11 protein-coding genes are annotated in these 13,452 nt (G+C 62.4%); 6 read left to right on the top strand and 5 right to left on the bottom strand.

From position 1 onward, the window contains the following. The first annotated feature begins 24 nt into the window (after nt 1–24). The 4 genes from ACLRDN_RS07925 (at nt 25) to ACLRDN_RS07910 (ending at nt 4,962) form a co-directional block, all read left to right on the top strand. Complete coding sequence (locus ACLRDN_RS07925; protein ID WP_413459690.1) at nt 25–1,410, top strand: TolC family protein; 1,386 nt, start codon at nt 25–27, stop codon at nt 1,408–1,410. Next, nucleotides 1,407–2,789 carry a multicopper oxidase family protein gene (locus ACLRDN_RS07920; protein WP_413459689.1) on the top strand — a complete coding sequence of 461 codons (1,383 nt, stop codon included), beginning with the start codon at nt 1,407–1,409 and terminating at the stop codon, nt 2,787–2,789. The genes ACLRDN_RS07925 and ACLRDN_RS07920 overlap by 4 nt, the downstream gene beginning before the upstream one ends. 98 nt (nt 2,790–2,887) lie before the next feature. Next, the gene (locus tag ACLRDN_RS07915) at nt 2,888–3,178 is read left to right on the top strand and encodes a copper-binding protein (protein WP_051057632.1); all 291 of its coding nucleotides are present in this window, start codon (nt 2,888–2,890) and stop codon (nt 3,176–3,178) included. A gap of 140 nt (nt 3,179–3,318) precedes the next feature. Then, entirely contained in the window at nt 3,319–4,962 is a 1,644-nt protein-coding gene (locus ACLRDN_RS07910) for a fatty acid--CoA ligase (protein WP_413459688.1), read from the top strand. Between the two features lie 954 nt (nt 4,963–5,916). Here ACLRDN_RS07910 and purU read toward each other — a convergent pair. Beyond that, nucleotides 5,917–6,786, bottom strand: a complete 870-nt coding sequence (purU, locus tag ACLRDN_RS07905) for a formyltetrahydrofolate deformylase (protein ID WP_413459687.1) — start codon at nt 6,784–6,786, stop codon at nt 5,917–5,919. Nucleotides 6,787–7,145: 359 nt separating this feature from the next. Next, complete coding sequence (locus ACLRDN_RS07900) at nt 7,146–7,667, bottom strand: bactofilin family protein (protein WP_413459686.1); 522 nt, start codon at nt 7,665–7,667, stop codon at nt 7,146–7,148. 837 nt (nt 7,668–8,504) lie between these two features. Between ACLRDN_RS07900 and ACLRDN_RS07895 the strand changes: the two genes are divergently transcribed. Then, the gene (locus ACLRDN_RS07895; protein ID WP_413459685.1) at nt 8,505–9,221 is read left to right on the top strand and encodes a Pr6Pr family membrane protein; all 717 of its coding nucleotides are present in this window, start codon (nt 8,505–8,507) and stop codon (nt 9,219–9,221) included. Between the two features lie 48 nt (nt 9,222–9,269). On the opposite strand, the gene ACLRDN_RS07890 is transcribed toward ACLRDN_RS07895, so the two are convergent. Then, a complete protein-coding gene (locus ACLRDN_RS07890; protein ID WP_413459684.1) occupies nt 9,270–9,416 on the bottom strand; it encodes a hypothetical protein in 147 nt (48 codons plus the stop codon). A gap of 268 nt (nt 9,417–9,684) precedes the next feature. Between ACLRDN_RS07890 and ACLRDN_RS07885 the strand changes: the two genes are divergently transcribed. Further along, on the top strand, nt 9,685–11,397 hold the full coding sequence (locus ACLRDN_RS07885; RefSeq protein WP_413459683.1) for an acid phosphatase: 1,713 nt from the start codon (nt 9,685–9,687) through the stop codon (nt 11,395–11,397). Between the two features lie 76 nt (nt 11,398–11,473). Here the strand turns inward: ACLRDN_RS07885 and ACLRDN_RS07880 are convergent, their stop codons facing one another. Both ACLRDN_RS07880 and ACLRDN_RS07875 read right to left on the bottom strand, forming a co-directional pair. Next, nucleotides 11,474–12,478, bottom strand: coding sequence for a sulfonate ABC transporter substrate-binding protein (locus ACLRDN_RS07880; protein WP_413460363.1), 1,005 nt, complete (start codon nt 12,476–12,478; stop codon nt 11,474–11,476). A gap of 137 nt (nt 12,479–12,615) precedes the next feature. Then, nucleotides 12,616–12,993 carry a hypothetical protein gene (locus ACLRDN_RS07875; RefSeq protein WP_413459682.1) on the bottom strand — a complete coding sequence of 126 codons (378 nt, stop codon included), beginning with the start codon at nt 12,991–12,993 and terminating at the stop codon, nt 12,616–12,618. Nucleotides 12,994–13,452 lie beyond the last annotated feature (459 nt).

The raw sequence follows: 13,452 nt of genomic DNA, 5'->3' as shown, positions 1-13,452 counted from the left end.
CGATCATCATCAGACGAGGATTCCATGATTCCCCAAGTTTCACGTCCCTGGCGGGCCGCTACCGTGGCCGCCTGCGCCTTGCTGGCCGGCTGCGCGCAGCTGTCGCCGGATGGCGGTTTCGGCCAGGTCGAGCAGACCAGCCAGCAGCGCCTGGGCCAGGCGCCAGCCTGGAACCGCAGCCCGCAACAGACCCAGGCCAGCAGCGAGCGCGTGCGCGCCTTGCTGCACGACCCTGCGGGCGGTGCAACGCGACTGGCCAGTGCCGACGATGCGGTGCAGATCGCCCTCCTCCACAATCCTGACCTGCAGGCCGATTTCGCCGGGCTGGGCGTGGCCGAGGCCGACCTGGTGCAAGCCGGCCGCCTGCCCAATCCCGGTTTCTCCTTCAAGCGCACCCATGCGGGCGACGATCTCAAGATCGAGCGCAGCCTGTCACTGGGCCTGATGCGCCTCATCACCATGCCGACGACTGCGCGCATTGAACAGCGGCGCTTCGAGCAGGTGCGCCTGTCGCTGGCCGCGCGCGTGCTGACGCTCGCAGCGCAGACGCGCCAGGCCTACTACCAGGCGGTGGCCGCACAGCAGGGCTTGCAGTATCAGGAGCAGGTGGCCGATGCGGCCGAGGCAGCGCATGAACTGGCGGCGCAGATGGCGCGGCTGGGCAATATCAGCCAGCTCGATGGTGCGCGCGAGCAGTTCTTCTATGGCCAGGCGCAGGCCAGCCTGCAGCAGGCGCGCCGACAAGCGGCGCAGCACAAGGAAACGCTGGCCCGCCTGCTGGGCCTGGCACCGGATTTCGCGTTGCCGGCGCAATTGCCGTCCCTGCCCAAGCAGCTGGAGGCGGTCGATGACATCGAGCAGCAAGCCCTGCAGCAGCGCCTCGACGTCCAGGCCGCCCGCACCGAACTGGAAGGCCTGCAAGCTTCGCTGGGACTGACACGCGCCACCCGCTTCATCAACGTGCTGGACCTGGGCGCGGTGCGCACCACCGAGAGCAGCAAGCCCAATGAAAACGGCTACGAGATCTCGTTGGAGATTCCGCTCTTCGACTGGGGCGAGGCGCGCACCGCCAAGGCCGAGGCCATCTACCTGCAGGGTGCGCACAAGCTGGCTGCGGCTCTCCTCGATGCACGCGCCCAGGCACGTCTGGCCTGGCGTGAGCGGCAGGATGCCTTTGCGCTGGCACGGCGCTACCAGGATGAACTGGTGCCGCTGCGCCAGCGCATCGCCGAAGAAAACCTGCTGCGCTACAACGGCATGCTCATCAGCGTCTTCGCCTTGCTGGCCGATGCGCGCGAACAGGCGGCCACGGTCAATGCCGCCATCGATGCCCAGCGTGATTTCTGGATCGCCGACGCCAGCCTGCAACAGGCGCTGGGTGGCCGTCCCCAACCAGGAAAGCAACCATGAACCCGAACGACAAAGCGCGCCGCCACTTCCTGCAAGGCGCGGCGCTCGCCGTAACGGCCGGTGCCGTCAGCCGCGCCGGTGCCGCCGGCCTGCCTGAAGCCCCGCTGCAAACCAGCGCCGCCACGCAGCCTCCGCTGCAACCCGCCACTGGCCGCCCTTACCAGCCGGTGGTCACGCTCAATGGCTGGACCTTGCCCTGGCGCATGAAGAACGGCGTCAAGGAATTCCACCTGATCGCCGAAGCCGTGGAGCGCGAGATTGCGCCCGGCATGAAGGCCAGGCTGTGGGGCTACAACGGCCAGAGCCCCGGCCCGACCATCGAGGTGGTGGAAGGCGACAAGGTGCGCATCTTCGTGACCAACAAGCTGCCCGAAGCGACCTCGGTGCACTGGCACGGACAGCGTCTGCCCAATGGCATGGATGGCGTCTCGGGCCTGACGCAAGCGGCCATCCCGCCGGGCAAGACCTATGTGTATGAGTTCACTGCCAGGCGCGCCGGCACCTTCATGTATCACCCGCATGCCGACGAGATGGTGCAGATGGCCATGGGCATGATGGGGTTCTGGGTGACGCATCCCAAGGATCCGGGTGTCATGCGGGTAGATCGGGATTTCGTGTTCCTGATGAATGCCTACGACATCGCGCCGGGGGCCTCGGTGCCCAAGGTGAGCACCATGCTGGACTTCAACCTGTGGACCTGGAACAGCCGCGCCTTCCCCGGCATCGACCCGCTGGTGGTGCGGCAGAACGACCGCGTGCGCATCCGCGTGGGCAATCTCACCATGACCAATCATCCGCTGCACCTGCACGGCCACGAGTTCAGCGTGACCGGCACCGATGGCGGCTGGGTGCCACCCGCCGCGCGCTGGCCCGAGGTCACCACCGACATTGCGGTGGGCCAGATGCGGGCCATCGAGTTCGATGCCACCGAGGAAGGCGACTGGGCCCTGCACTGCCACAAGGCGCATCACACCATGAACGCCATGGGCCATGACCTGCCGACCATGATTGGGGTGGACCAGTCCAAGGTCGTCAGCAAGATCAGCCGTCTCATCCCGGACTACATGGCCATGGGTGACAAGGGGGGATCGATGGGCGAGATGGAGATGCCCCTGCCCGACAACACCCTGCCCATGATGACCGGGCGCGGACCGTATGGCCCCATCGAGATGGGCGGCATGTTCAGCACGGTGAAGGTTCGGCGCAACCTGGCGCGGGATGATTACCGCGATCCGGGCTGGTATCGCGCACCGGCCGGCACGGTGGCGCGGGAATGGCAGGGTGAGATGCCCGAAGCACGGCGGGCAGCGCCATCCGGCCCGGCTACGCCGGCCACGCTGGAGGTCATCAAGCCGGGCGGGCATCAAGGGCATCATTGAATAAACGACTTGTTGAGCACCTCTGTCATCAGATTTTTACATCATTGTTTTTGGATCAGCGAGCTTGCGTCGCTGAGAACTTCACGAAAGGAAAGACCATGTTACGACCCCTCCTCCTCACCACGGCCCTTTGTTTGACCGCGCTGGCGGCGCACGCGCAGGGCGATGCGCCCAAAGTGGATGGCGAAATCCGCAAGGTCGACACCAGCACGGGCAAGCTCACCATCCGCCATGCGGAGATTCCCAATCTGCAGATGGGCGGGATGACGATGGTGTTCAAGGCCGATCCCGAGATCCTGGCGCGGGCGCGCGAAGGCGAGAAGATCAGCTTCACCGCCGACCGCGTCGATGGTGCGTTGACCGTGACCTCGCTGGAAGAAAAGCGCTGACCACTCAAGGGGTGCCGGGACGATCCACAATTTCGTCGTCCCGGCGACCATCCTGCGGGAGACTTGGCGGTATGATCGGAGTTCGTTTCATCCATCCATAAGAGGCGGCCCTGCCGCCGCACAACAGAGGAGACTCCGGCATGTCCCAAGCGATCGAGCAAACCCCGTCGGCCTATGGCTATCCGCTGCTGATCAAGCAGTTGCTGCACAGCGCCCTGGCCACTGTCCCCGATCAGGAAATCATTTACGGTGCGCGCCGCCTGACCTATGCGGGTTTTTACGAGCGCGTGCAGCGGCTGGCCAATGTGCTCAAGGAAATGGGTCTGCAGGCCGGCAATACGGTGGCGGTGATGGACTGGGACAGCAATCGTTATCTGGAGTGTTTCTTTGCGGTGCCGATGATGGGCTGCGTGTTGCAGACGGTGAATGTGCGGCTCTCGCCGGAGCAGATTGCCTACACCCTCAATCATGCGCAGGCCGATGTCTTGCTGGTGAATTCGGATTTCATGCCGGTGTTGAAGCAGATTCGTGGCGAGTTGAACACCCTCACGCGCTGCGTACTGCTGACCGACGATGGCAGTGCCTGCCCGCAGGGGCCGGGCTTTGCGGGGGAATACGAAGCGTTGCTGGCGCAGGCGGCTGCGCAGTATGACTTCCCGGACTTTGACGAGAACGCGCGCGCGACGACCTTCTACACCACTGGCACCACGGGCTTGCCCAAGGGCGTGTATTTCAGCCATCGGCAACTGGTCCTGCATACGCTGGGCACCACGGCCGGGCTGGCGTTGGCCCCGCAGCAGGGGCGGTTGCATCGGGACGATGTCTACATGCCGTTGACGCCGATGTTCCATGTGCATGCCTGGGGGCTGCCTTATGTGGCGACGATGGCGGGGGTCAAGCAGGTGTATCCGGGGCGCTATGTGCCGGACACGATCTGCAAGCTGATCCGTGAGGAGAAGGTGACCTTCTCGCATTGTGTGCCGACCATTTTGCAGATGGTGTTGACCTCCGAGAAGGCGCGGGAGGTGGATCTGTCGGGATGGAAGATGATCATCGGCGGTTCGGCGATGACGGGCAGTCTGGCGCGCATGGCGCGGGATCGGGGGATTGATGTCTTTACCGGTTACGGGATGTCGGAGACGTGTCCGGTATTGACGCTGGCCCAGGTGCCGACCGAGGAGCTGGGCGGCGAGCGCGAAGCCGCGCTGCGCGTGAAGACCGGGCGGCCGCTGCTCCTGGTGGCCTTGCGCACGGTGGATGGCGAGATGAATGATTGTCCGCGGGATGGCAAGAGCACCGGCGAAGTGGTGGTGCGTGCGCCCTGGCTGACACAGGGATATCTGCATCAGGCGGAAGCCTCTGAAGAATTGTGGCGTGGGGGGTGGTTGCATACCCAGGATATCGGGCATATCGATGCCGAAGGCTATCTGCAGGTCACGGATCGGATCAAGGATGTCATCAAGACCGGCGGCGAGTGGGTCTCTTCGCTGCAGATCGAGGACATCATTGCGCGGCATCCGGCTGTGGCTGAGACGGCCGTCATCGGGGTGCAGGACGGTAAGTGGGGGGAGCGGCCGGTTGCGCTGGTCGTCCTGAAAAAGGATGTGACTGCGGTTTCCGAAGAGGATATCCGGCAGCATGTGATGGCTGCAGCCGAGGCTGGGAGCATCTCTCGCTATGGCGTGCCGGATCGGGTGCGGTTTGTTCCTGAATTGGCGCGTACCAGCGTCGGGAAGCTCAACAAGCGGGTGATGCGGGAGCAGTATCCGGTTGTTGGAGGCTGAGTTTTTTTGGTCTTGGCTGCGTGCTTTTCTGGTTGTTAGGCTTGGCGTAGTCTGCACGGAATGCTTTCCTGCGCTCTAGCTTAATTCTGTTCTCTCTCCGGTCGGAAGAACGCGCCGGGGGCGGCCCGGCAGCCGCTCACTTTTCTTGTCTCGCCAAGAAAAGTAAGCAAAAGAAGGCGACCGCAACTCCGCCGCCCTCCTTCGGAGGGTCCCCGCTTCAGTACCCAATAAAACGGGAAAAATAAAGTCGCTTCGCTCCGGTTATTTTTCTGATCCGTTTTATTGGGTACTGAAGCGGCGGCGCAGATGCGGACAACCGAAACGGCTCGCCTTCGGCATCGCAAAGGACACAACTCGCCTTCGGCCTCGGGTTGGCGTTCTTTAGCCTTCGATACGTCGCTGCGCGACTACTCAGGGCGAACGGACGGAAATTATTTAAACAATAAAAACTAAAAAGAAAATATCCAAACTCAAACCCAGAAAGGGAGTGGGAACGATCGACCAGTCGATGCCGCAGGCGAGCCAACCCAAAGCCGAAGGCGAGTCGGAGACGCGGCGAGGCCGAAGGCGAGCCCGTGGGGGTTGCTGTCCCCATAGAGCCAGCCGCCGCAGCGGAGCGAAAAGTGGATCAGAAGGATAGTCGGAGCGAAGCGACTCTATCCTTCCCACTTTTCGCTCTGCTGCGGCGGGGACCCTCCGGAGGAGGGCTGGCTCTTTGGGGTCGCCTTCTTTTGCTTACTTTTCTTGGCGAGACAAGAAAAGTGAGCGGCTGCCGGGCCGCCCCCGGCGCGTCCTTCCGACCGGAGAAAGAAAATAATTAAGCTAGAGCGCAGGAAAGCATTCCGTGCAGACTACCCAAAACCTAACAACCAAAAAAGCACGCAGCCAAGACAACAAAAACAAAAACGCCGCCCGACCAAAGGCCGGACGGCGTCCAAGAAGAAGCCCAGCGGATCAGTTGAAGATCACGGTCTTATGTCCATTGAGCAAGATACGATGCTCGGTAAACCATTTGACAGCGCGCGCCAGGACGACGCATTCGATATCGCGTCCGATGGCGGTGAGGGTATCTGGCCCCATGGAGTGATCGACGCGTTCGACGCCTTGCTCGATGATGGGACCTTCATCCAGATCGCCGGTGACGAAGTGCGCGGTTGCCCCGATCAACTTGACGCCGCGATCATGCGCCTGATAGTAAGGCTTGGCGCCCTTGAAGCTAGGCAGGAAGGAGTGGTGAATATTGATCGCCCGCCCGCGCAAGGCCTCGCACATCTCAGGCGAAAGGATTTGCATGTAACGCGCCAACACTACCAGATCGATCTGGTTGGCATCGACGATTTCCATGATCCGCTGTTCCTGGGCGCGCTTGGTCTCGATGGAAGAGCCGGTGGCCAGCGGCAGATGATGGAAAGGAATGTTGTAGCTCGCAGCCAGCTGATAAAAATCAGTATGGTTGGAGACGATGGCCGGAATCTCCACCGGCAGCAAACCGCTCTTGTAGCGGAACAGCAGATCGTTGAGACAGTGACCGATCTTGGAGACCATCAGCATCACACGCGGCTTCTTGCCTGCATCATGCAACTGCCAGTTCATCTGCAGCGAATCGCCCAGCACGCCGAAATCCGCACGCAAGACCGCATCCGACACGCCCGCATCTTCCGCAGAAAAATGCACGCGCATGAAGAACAGCTTGGACTGCGCATCGCCAAACTGCGCCGAGTCGATGATGTTGCAGCCGTGATCGGCCAGGAAGCCCGAGACGCGATGCACGATGCCGCGCTGGTCCAGGCAGGACAAGGTAAGAATGTATTCCGGGTGAGCCATGAGTGAACTGAGGAATGAAACCGAGAAGCGCCAGCGTCCTGTCGGCGGCCCCACGCAAGGGCAGCACCGGCCCGGCTGACCGGGCCAAAGGACGCAAGAACGAAAAGCGCTATTGTCGCACGGCCGGGCCATGCGGACAAATCCGGCGCGCGCAAACGCCCGCCAGACGCGTCAAAGCAAGGTCATTCCAACAAAAATCACGGCAGATCGGCACGATTTGACAACAAATCGCACCCTGCCCCGGAAATTATTTCCAAATGGAAACCAGACCAACAACACGCCCCGCTGGCCCGGCCTCAGGAGACCTGCTCACCAGATGGCGCGCGAGACTGCGTACTCGCCACCATCCGCAGGGGAGCTCAGGCCGTCTTCTGCAACAAATCCTTTTGCTCGTGACCGCCGCCCACCTGCAGGTCACCGGCCAACTGGCCACCTTCTTCGATCACCAGCTTGCCGTAACGAATCTTGCCGGTCACCTTGCCGCTGGAATAGATCACCAGCTTCTGGCGCACGGTGAGGTCACCATCGAACTCGCCACGGATCTCGGCCAAGTCGATCTCGGCAGAACCCTTGAAGGCACCACGCTCGGCAATCTGCACCACACGGCAGTTGATGGTGGCTTGCACCTTGCCTTCGACGACGAGCGTGTCGCAGTCCTCGATCTCACCCTTGACCTTGATGTTGGGGCCGACGGTCAGCTTGCTGCCGCTCTCCTCGGTCGCGGCCGGTGCGGTGCTGGAAACGGAAGAGGGATATTGGGTAGGTTTGTTCACGCTGGTCACATTGCCGCCTGGTGTAGAAGAGACGTTGCCCGCACTGCTGAACGGGGAATTGGTCGAACTGGTTTCGCGTTTGCCGAAGAGGGATTCCGAGCGAAGCATGTGATCTCCTGAAATGGTAGTGCCTGATGCGTAAAAATCTACGCGCGAAAAATAAGCCTGCGCCAAGGTGCGCAAGACGAGGTCGTGACGCTCACCGCAAGCGCGGTGGCTGAAAATCGCCCCCGCACGGTCATCGGAAAAACCGGCAACGTGGGGCGGCGCGTCCACCTGCCGACAAGGCCGACAAGACGACGAAGAGGGATCCCACGCCAACATCCGCCTGAGAAACGGAGTGTCCGAACGCGATGTATCCGGACATTGTCCGCGAGGAAACCTGTGCGATTCGGCAGGATGCCTTTTGCAAAGTTCACCGCAAATTTGTAACAGTGGACACTGTTTTTTCAGCGGCGCATTTCGCAATGAATACAGGGCAAATTATTTATATTTTGAAGTGCCTTGTAACTAAAAAAAATGTAACAGTTGTTAGAACAATGGCGTCGCCTCATGGCGACACCACCCCCATCAACACCCGCTCTGGATATGGCTTTCAACGAATAGGTCGAGTTCTGCCACGATCCATATTCACCTCCACACCACGGCAAAAAACTTAGAATTCAAGCGGTGATTCCATCGATTGAAAGAGGGGCGAACAGCATCCATCCCGCAGCCATGGATGAACGCAATTCAATCCACGGATGAGCCAGATTCATGCAGCAGAGCAAGGCCGCGCCATCGCCGCGCAAGGGACGGCGCACGATGTGTCGTGATGTAAGCGTTGAAAATGAATGTCATCGGGGCAAGCACAAGCGCGGCAGGCGATTTATGATGTGACCCATTGCCCGGCCAGCGGCTTGCACCCGCCCCGGCCCGGCCCCTCTCCTCTTCCCTGACGACACCATGAGCAACGATAGGATCCCTTCGCCGGAATCACTGGATTCCTTTGGCGCCCATCTCTTCCCGGCGCGCCGCAATTCCACCGCAGCACGCACCCTGGCCGGCCTGATCGCCATGATCAGCTGGTTCGCCTTCGTGGCGCAGACCGACATCACCATCAACCGCCTGCTGGCGCGCGGCGGCGGCATCCTCGATGGACTGGACAGGCTGACCATGTACCTGACCAACCTCACCATCCTCATGAGTGCCTTGTGCTTTACGTCGCTGGCGCTGTCGCTGAAGTCACCGATGAGCCGCTTCTTCCGGCAAGCCTCGGTCATCTCGGCCGTGGTGACCTACCTCGCCTTCGTGGGCATCGCCTACAACCTGCTGCTGCGCCACCTGTGGACCCCGACCGGGTTCCGCGCGCTGGTCAACGAGAGCCTGCACACCGTGGTGCCGCTGCTGGCGATCGTGTACTGGATTTTTTTCGTACCGGTCTTCCAGGCCTCGCTACGCAAGTCGCTGCTGTGGCTGGTCTATCCGCTGGGCTACCTGCTGCTGACCTTGTGGCGGGGGGCACTCTCGGGCTTCTACCCGTATCCCTTCATCGACGTCAACGCGCTCGGCTACCCGCGCGTGATCCTCAACGCCAGCCTGCTGCTGGCGGCCTTCGTGGCATTGATGGGCTTGTTCATCGCGGTCAACCGCTCAGGCAAACCGGTCCTGCAGCGCCGCTAGGACGCTGCAGAGACGTTATCGCGCCAAGCCGTGTCTTGCCCGGCGACTTCAGGAGAGTGGCTCGGTAATGGCCAGCACCAGCATGAAAAGCATGCAGGCACAGTAGCTCGCACCGATCAGAAAATATTGGGCAACTTTGAGCATGATGAATCCCTCGGCAAACAGAACCGCAACGGCATCGGCATGGCCTGCCATCCCCTGGCAAGGCCCGCCGGCCTGACCCGGCCGCGGGTCTGGAACACCCGGCGCAACCGGGGCGGTCGCCGCATTTTAGGCGGTGCGCGGCGCATGGATGGCATCCTAGCCCCTGTTTTACCTAATCTTTCACTGTCTCTTGGTGCAGGATTCATCATTTTCTTGATTGCAAGCCTGAGCGAAAAGACACATCCTTGTCACAAGGTCGCGCTAAGCTGGCCCCGCAACGCGCCAAACCTCACAACAATATCCGACAGGAAATCCATCCATGAGCAAGCACGACGACGACATCGCCGGCAGCCAGCCTGCGTCCGGCGATACCCCCCAGATCCCGCAACAACCCGGCCGCCGCCGCTTCCTGGGCAGCATGGCGGCCCTCAGTGCCGGCACCACCCTGGCCGCCTGCGCCACTGAAGGCCAGGGCCCGGTGCCCTACCCCAGCGGCAACCCGGCCGAGTCCGCCGCGCTGGACCGCGCCCTGCGCGAGAACGTCAAGACCATCGTGGTGATCTACGCCGAGAACCGCAGCTTCAACAATCTCTTCGCCGATTTCCCTGGCCTGGAAAAGCCGCTCTCCTCGCTCAAGCCCTCGGACTACCAGCAGCGCGACCGTGACGGCAGCCTGCTCAAGGAATTGCCGCCGGCCTGGAATGGCGTGCTGATCCAGGACCAGAGCGTGGAAGGCGTCAACTATGCCGGCGGCAAGCAGTACCAGACCAACTTGCCCAACGCGCCCTATGCCCTCAAGGGCCCGCAAGGCGAAGCCCTGCCGCTCTCCCTGGTCACGCGTGACCTGTGGCACGTGTTCTACCAGAACCAGATGCAGATCAACGGCGGCAAGAACGACGGCTTCGTCGCCTGGGCCGATTCCGGCGGCCTGACCATGGGCCACTATGCGGACACCCGCTACAACCTGCGCCTGTGGGACGTGGCGCGCGAGTTCGTGCTGTGCGACAACTTCTTCCAGGGCGCCTTCGGCGGCTCCTTCCTGAACCACCAGTACCTGATCTGCGCCACTGCGCCCTACTATCCCAACGTGATGAGCTCGGTCTCGCGCACGCAAGTGGCCAAGACCAGGAACAACGATCCGCTCTCGCCGGAACTGGTGCCGGCCGAAGGCAGCCCGGCCAGCGCCCTGCAAGGCCCGCCGAAATTCGGCCCCAGCGCGCTCACCCCGGACGGCTACGCGGTCAATACCATGGCTCCGCCGTACTGGCCGACCTGGAGCCGCGACCGCAACAACCCGGCCTATGCCGAACCCAACCAGCCCAGCGTGCTGGTGCCGCAGACGCACGAGCACATCGGCGACAAGCTCAACAAGAAGGGCATCGACTGGGCCTGGTACGCCGGTGCCTGGCAGGCCACGCTGGATGAGTTCAAGGATTCCAAGGGCATCCCCAAGATCCCCAATTTCCAGTACCACCACCAGCCCTTCAACTACTTCAAGAACCTGGGTCCGGAAAATCCTGCCGAGCGCAACAAGCGCCTGCGGGATGGCGGCCTGGGCGACGAGTCGCGCACCAACCGTTTCCTGGCCGATGTCGAAGCGGGCCGCCTGCCGCCGGTGACCTTCTACAAGCCGCAGGGCAACCTCAACCTGCACGCCGGCTATGCCGACATCGCTTCGGGTGACCGCCACATCGCCCACATCGTCAAGAGCCTGCAGGCCAGCCCGCAGTGGAAGAACATGGTGGTGGTCATCACCTTCGACGAGAACGGCGGCTGGTGGGATCACGTGGCCCCGCCCAAGGGCGACCGCTGGGGTCCGGGCACGCGCGTGCCGGCACTGGTGATCTCGCCCTTCGCCCGCAAGGGGACGGTGGATCACACGGTCTATGACACCGCCTCCATCCTGCGCCTCATCACTCGCACCTTCGGCCTGGAAAAACTGGACGGCCTCAAGGAACGTGACGACGCCATGATCGCGCGCGGCCAGCAACCCATGGGCGACCTGACCAACGCGCTGCAGTTCAAGGCCTGATCGACCGCTACCCAAGAAAGACAAGGCCGCCGCAGGAGAACCCTGCGGCGGCCTTGTCTTTGGGGCGTGAGTGGCCTTACGCCAGCCAGGGCGGCGCCGTCTCGCGCAGGTTGATCTTCCTCGGGATCAGCTTGAGATCGAGGAAGGTATCGGCGATCTGCTGCTGCTCGTCGAGAATGGCATGGGTGATCGGCAAGGTGCCGTAGGTGTAGCGGCGGACCACTACGTCCAGCACGCTCTTGGGCAGGCCCAGGATACCGGCCAGTTCGCTGGCGTAATCATCGGGGCGCGTTTTGGCAAACTCATCCACCTTGCCCAGCTCTTCCAGCGCAATGCGGATCAGGTCGCCATTGTCCCGCGCGTAATCACGGGTCGAAAAATAATAGGCACGATTCTTGACCACACCGTCGGCGTCGGCCAGGATGCGCGCCTTCAGGGTCTGCTGGGCGGCCGCCAGATACGGCTCCCAGATGGCCCAGGCATCCACCGAGCCGCGTTCAACCGCGGCGCGCGCATCGGCTGGCGCCAGCCAGACCGGGGTCACGTCGCCATATCGCAGGCCATGCTTTTCCAACAGCTTGACCAGGAAGTAATGCACATTCGAACCCTTGTTCAAGGCGATGCGCTTGCCCTTCAACTGCGCCGGTGTCTGCAGGCTGTCATCCTTGACCAGCACCGCCTCCACATAGGGACGCGGCACGGTAGCCCCCACGTAGACCAGCGGTGTGCCCGCCGCCTGCGAGAAGATGGGCGGTGCTTCGCCGACGTCGCCGAAATCGATCGAGCCCGCGCCCAGCGCTTCGAGCTGCACCGGACCGGCGCTGAACTCCACCCATTTCACGGTGGCCCCCAGCGGGGCCAGGCGCTGCTCCAGCGTGCCGTGCGCGCGGATGATGCTCAGCGCCCCTTTCTGGTAGCCCACCCGCAGCTGGCGCGTGGCCGCGTGCGCCAGGCGTGGACTGAAGGCCGCAGCCGCACCGGCCGCACCCAGTGCCAGCCCGGCACCGATGAGGCGGCGGCGCCTGCTGTTCAATTCCACGGTGGCGAGGGTGCGTTGGCGTTTGTCTTCGTACTGCGGCATGGGGGCTCCGTCTTTCATGGTTGAGGTCGATACATCGAGCCTCACAGGTTAGCCAGCCCCCTGCAGGCTGCGAACGAATCATTCCTCCTGTGCATAGAAGAAAAGCGGATAAGTCGCGCCATGCATACCAGCTGCCCTCAAATGCCGCCGCTGAGCTTGCACATCAGGTTGTCATGCGAGACCAGGATGACGTTGATGCCGGCGTTGCCATTGTCCATGCGGAATTCGCTGTTGCCGTTGGAGAGCGAAATGATACGCACGGCCCGCGTGGCGGTCTCGGTCATGACAGTTTCAGCGGCCATGTTCAGGCAGGTCAGCACGCAGCCGCTGCCGGCGGCGCAGCTGCGGGTAATGTCGCTGGCCACCGGCGTGGGCGCAGCCGCTGCGGCCGGTACCGGAACTGCGGCCGGCACCGCCACGGGAACCTGCGCGCGCGCTGCTGCGGCGGGAATGAGCAAGATGGACAGCAGCAACAGCAGCGTCCGCGGAGACGGCAAAATACGCAGCTCTGGCATGAAAGCTCCTCCTTGGTTAGAGAAATCTGATGGAGCCCGTATTGCATCACAAACAAAAAAAGGGCGCACTTCCTTGCGGAAGTACGCCCAAAAGTAAGCCCCCCTCAGGGCTTCCCGGTAATCCTGTCGCGATGTCCCGGCACGGCATGGGCGGGACGTCAGCACAACAATTCGGCCAGAGTCGCTTTCCGGGCCGGTGGCCGGGAAGGCGCAGCGCAACGGCTGCATCTGGTATGGGTGAACTTTACGTGGTTGCCTGACCGGCTCCTATCGGGAGCTTCCTGACACGCGGGCCAAACAGATCAGGAAATTCCTGAGGGCCGCCGGCGTGCATCGCGCCAGGCTGCCGGGCGGACCGAATATCCGGGGCCTGGAGAGGAGGATTTGCGGCAGATCAAAACGGCATATGGATATGCGCAATGATCCTTTGCAGGAACCTTGATTCAAGGTTAAAGTCCA

It is taken from the genome of Herbaspirillum huttiense, from assembly GCF_047300815.1.
GTDB lineage: Bacteria > Pseudomonadota > Gammaproteobacteria > Burkholderiales > Burkholderiaceae_D > Herbaspirillum > Herbaspirillum huttiense_A.
The sequence above is the reverse complement of the archived record's forward strand: the minus strand, read 5'-3'. Positions and strand labels throughout refer to the sequence as shown.

Excerpts from the sequence above, each read along its gene's own strand:
- ACLRDN_RS07890 (WP_413459684.1), bottom strand. The coding sequence starts at position 9,416 with ATGGCAGGCCATGCCGATGCCGTTGCGGTTCTGTTTGCCGAGGGATTC.
- ACLRDN_RS07910 (WP_413459688.1), top strand. The coding sequence starts at position 3,319 with ATGTCCCAAGCGATCGAGCAAACCCCGTCGGCCTATGGCTATCCGCTG.
- ACLRDN_RS07920 (WP_413459689.1), top strand. The coding sequence starts at position 1,407 with ATGAACCCGAACGACAAAGCGCGCCGCCACTTCCTGCAAGGCGCGGCG.
- ACLRDN_RS07925 (WP_413459690.1), top strand. The coding sequence starts at position 25 with ATGATTCCCCAAGTTTCACGTCCCTGGCGGGCCGCTACCGTGGCCGCC.
- purU (WP_413459687.1), bottom strand. The coding sequence starts at position 6,786 with ATGGCTCACCCGGAATACATTCTTACCTTGTCCTGCCTGGACCAGCGC.
- ACLRDN_RS07915 (WP_051057632.1), top strand. The coding sequence starts at position 2,888 with ATGTTACGACCCCTCCTCCTCACCACGGCCCTTTGTTTGACCGCGCTG.
- ACLRDN_RS07900 (WP_413459686.1), bottom strand. The coding sequence starts at position 7,667 with ATGCTTCGCTCGGAATCCCTCTTCGGCAAACGCGAAACCAGTTCGACC.
- ACLRDN_RS07875 (WP_413459682.1), bottom strand. The coding sequence starts at position 12,993 with ATGCCAGAGCTGCGTATTTTGCCGTCTCCGCGGACGCTGCTGTTGCTG.
- ACLRDN_RS07885 (WP_413459683.1), top strand. The coding sequence starts at position 9,685 with ATGAGCAAGCACGACGACGACATCGCCGGCAGCCAGCCTGCGTCCGGC.
- ACLRDN_RS07880 (WP_413460363.1), bottom strand. The coding sequence starts at position 12,478 with ATGCCGCAGTACGAAGACAAACGCCAACGCACCCTCGCCACCGTGGAA.
- ACLRDN_RS07895 (WP_413459685.1), top strand. The coding sequence starts at position 8,505 with ATGAGCAACGATAGGATCCCTTCGCCGGAATCACTGGATTCCTTTGGC.